Source organism: Xenorhabdus stockiae (genome assembly GCF_002632825.1).
Classification (GTDB): Bacteria; Pseudomonadota; Gammaproteobacteria; order Enterobacterales; family Enterobacteriaceae; genus Xenorhabdus; species Xenorhabdus stockiae.
Map to the genome: position 1 here is coordinate 1 of NZ_NJAJ01000085.1, position 3,203 is coordinate 3,203.

Genomic DNA, 3,203 nt, shown 5'->3' on the forward strand with positions numbered 1-3,203 from the left:
CACCGGACTCACCGGTAGCTTTATTGACTGCACCACCCTGATGGATACCAATAAGCAGTTTATTTCCGATATGCCGGAAGGGCCGGAGAAGTCACTGGGCTTTATTGATAATCCCGAAGATGCGGATTTTGCGGCCTTTCTGACGGCGGCAGAACAGCATGCCACCGTGCAGCTTTATATTGCTCTGCCGAACAAGCGCACCGCGACGATGGTATTAGCCCTGTCCGGCTGGGAGATGAACGACATTAACGCCCCGGCCAGTGAAGTCATTCAAATCACCGTCAAGGGCAAACAGAATAACCTCGTTTGGGGGACCACCAAAACAGGAGTGACACCATGAAAGCCCTGAAAGCCGCATTACTGACCCCGCGCCCGCATATCAAAGCGGTCGAACTCTTTGGTACCCAAGTGAATCTGCGCCGGATGACGTCGGCTGAGTTACTGACGCTGGAAGAACAGGCGGAAAAACTGAGTCAAGCCGGGGACGGGCGCGAGGCTTCCCGCCTCAATATTCAGATGTTGCTCGATTGTCTGGTTGACGATAAAGGACAGGCCATTGCCGCCAGTGAGCTACCCAGTGCTGAGGCGCTGATGGCGGTGCATGATAATGCCACGATCATTGAAGCCATCCAGATAGTGAAACGCCATGCTATCGGGACACTGGAGGAGGCCGAAAAAAACTAATCCATTCGCCGACGCTGCACTTTGCCTTTACCCTTGCAGAACAGCTCGGCGAAATAGATCCCTATCGCATCCTGTCGCTACCGGCCTCGACACTTAATGAGTGGCAGGCTTACTACCGACTGAAAAACCGCAAACATTCCGACACGCCGCCGCCTGTGCCCGTTGCCGCTTCTGATACGGTGCAGGCGCAGTGCGAGGATGTCATGAGATTATTAGGTTAACGTATGGCGAATTTATCTAACCTGACGGTCGGCTTACTGGTGAATGCCACCTCATTTAAATCCCAAATTGCCGATGCGTACCGGTATGCCGGGCGGGAATCAGAGCGCTTTGCTGATAAAGTCGCCAGTGACGGGAAAAAGGTCACCAAGACCTACAGTTCGTTAGCGAACCAGATCAAATCCGTGTCCGGGCAGCTGGCGTTACTGGCGGGCACCGGGTTCTCACTGGGCACCATTATCTCCCACACCCGCAAATACGGGCAGGCCTTGTCTGATCTGTCTGCCATTACCGGCGCGACCGGCGCACAGCTTAAGAAACTGGATGAAGACGCCCAGCGACTGGGAAGAACAACAGAATTCGGGGCCACCGGCGTTGCGCAGGCCCTGAAACTGATGGCCTCGGCGAAACCGGAGTTGCTGAAAAACACGCAGGCACTGACGCAGGCGACTGAGAAAGCCATCACGCTAGCGCAAGCCTCCGGCATTGAACTACCGGAAGCGACCAAAGCCTTAGCGCTGTCCCTGAATCAGTTCGGTGCGTCAGCGGCGCAGGCCGATCGCTATATCAACGTACTGGCCGCTGGGGCAAAATACGGCGCATCCGAAATCAATGAAACCGCTTTAGCCATCAAGAACGGCGGTACGATGGCCTCACAAGCCGGGATGTCGTTTGAAGAGCTGAATGCCGCGATTCAGGTGTTAGCCAAAGGGGGTATCAAAGGCGCGGAAGCGGGGGTGGCTATCCGTAACGTGGTGCTGGCGCTGGAGAAATCCACCGATAAGAACCTGAAACCCTCGGTCGTGGGGCTGAGTGCCGCGCTGGAGTACCTGAAAAACAAACAGCTATCGACGGCGCAGGCGGCGAAATTGTTCGGGCGGGCTAACCTGAGTGCCGCTTCACAGCTCGTCACCGGACGCCGTGAGCTGGACGAACTCAAACAGTCGCTGACCGGGACACAGGTGGCCTATGATCAGGCCGGAGAGCGGGCCAATAACCTGAGCGCCGATCTGGATGTCTTAGGGAAAGCCTTTGAGGGACTGGCGATTAAAGTCGGCAGCAGTGCTGACGGGCCGTTGCGTACCGGAGTGCAGAATGTAACCGGTGTCGTGAACAGTCTGTCTGAGAACTTTAATACGCTAGCCCGGGTTGCTCTGCATACCCTTATCCCGGTGATGGCCATAAAAATGACCGCCGGATTACGTGAGAACGTCAGTGCATGGCGGGCGACTGAAAAAGCCATGCGAGATACCACCAAGCAGAAGGCTGAAACCGCCCGGCGCACTATCGAGCAGGCGAACGCGACGATGCAACTGACCCAGCGTCAGGGTGAGCATATTGAAAGAATGCGGGCAGTGAATGCTCAGCATGGATTGTCTGTTAACTACTCCAAAGAAATTAATGCCTTGTACCGGCAGGAGACAGAAGCGCTCAGGCAAAAAGAACGGGCCACCCGACTACTGGACGCCGCTAACCGCCGATTGTCGTATTCGACCCGCGCCTTGAGTGGCGCAGTCGCCGGTGCTCGTGGGGCATTATCTTTGCTCGGTGGCTGGACCGGGGCGGCAATGCTGGCGGGATCTGCGATCTATTATTTTCACCAAAGAGCCAAAGAGGCTCGAGAAAGCGCCACCAATCTTACCGATGCGGTACTCGAAACCAAAAATGCCCTGATGCAGCTCTCAAAGGTTGAATTGTCTTCTAAAATCCTGAACTACAGGGATGCACTGGATAAACAAAAGGAAGAAACTGACAAGATATGGCTTGATTTACAAGGTAAGAAAAACCTTGTCTCTGGCGTTGGGTTGGGCGGCTTATGGGCAGATAAAAAGAAAGCAAATGAAGACATTATTCATTTTGAAGCTCAACACGAAAAAGCGCGCAAAAAGACGGAATTATTTAAAAAGCAACTTGATGAAGCGAATGCAGCCTTAAAAGCACTTGAGGCGGGCGAAAAACCCGTTCTATCTAAACCCAAACCCGAAGAGAGTAATAACAATCCATGGACAGGCAGTGATGACGGCGAGGATAAAGGGAGCAAAAAGAAAAAAGGCAGCACTCAGATCCTGAATCAGTATCAACAGTTGCGTTTTGATATTGAACGGGCGCACACTACGAGTTTAGGTCGTATTCTGCTCAGCGAGCAGGAGACGCAAAGAAAACTGGATGAAGTCGCTAAATCCGGCTTAGTCTCGCAAAATGAAATTGAACGCCTGAAAGCCCTCAATGCAGCAAACCACCAGAAACAGCGACAGGAACTGGCAGAACGCTACGCTCCGGCAAAAGCCCTTATCCGGCAG

General features: G+C 53.6%; 3 protein-coding genes. All 3 read left to right on the plus strand.

Annotated features, from left to right (window positions below; translation table 11 throughout):
- The coding region (locus tag Xsto_RS20055) for a phage tail protein (RefSeq protein WP_099126219.1) at positions 1-340 on the plus strand (340 nt) is incomplete at its 5' end.
- The gene (locus Xsto_RS20060; protein ID WP_099126220.1) at positions 337-684 is read left to right on the plus strand and encodes a phage tail protein; all 348 of its coding nucleotides are present in this window, start codon (positions 337-339) and stop codon (positions 682-684) included. The genes Xsto_RS20055 and Xsto_RS20060, both read left to right, overlap by 4 nt.
- Positions 685-908: 224 nt before the next feature.
- The coding region (locus tag Xsto_RS20070; protein ID WP_099126223.1) for a phage tail tape measure protein at positions 909-3,203 on the plus strand (2,295 nt) is incomplete at its 3' end.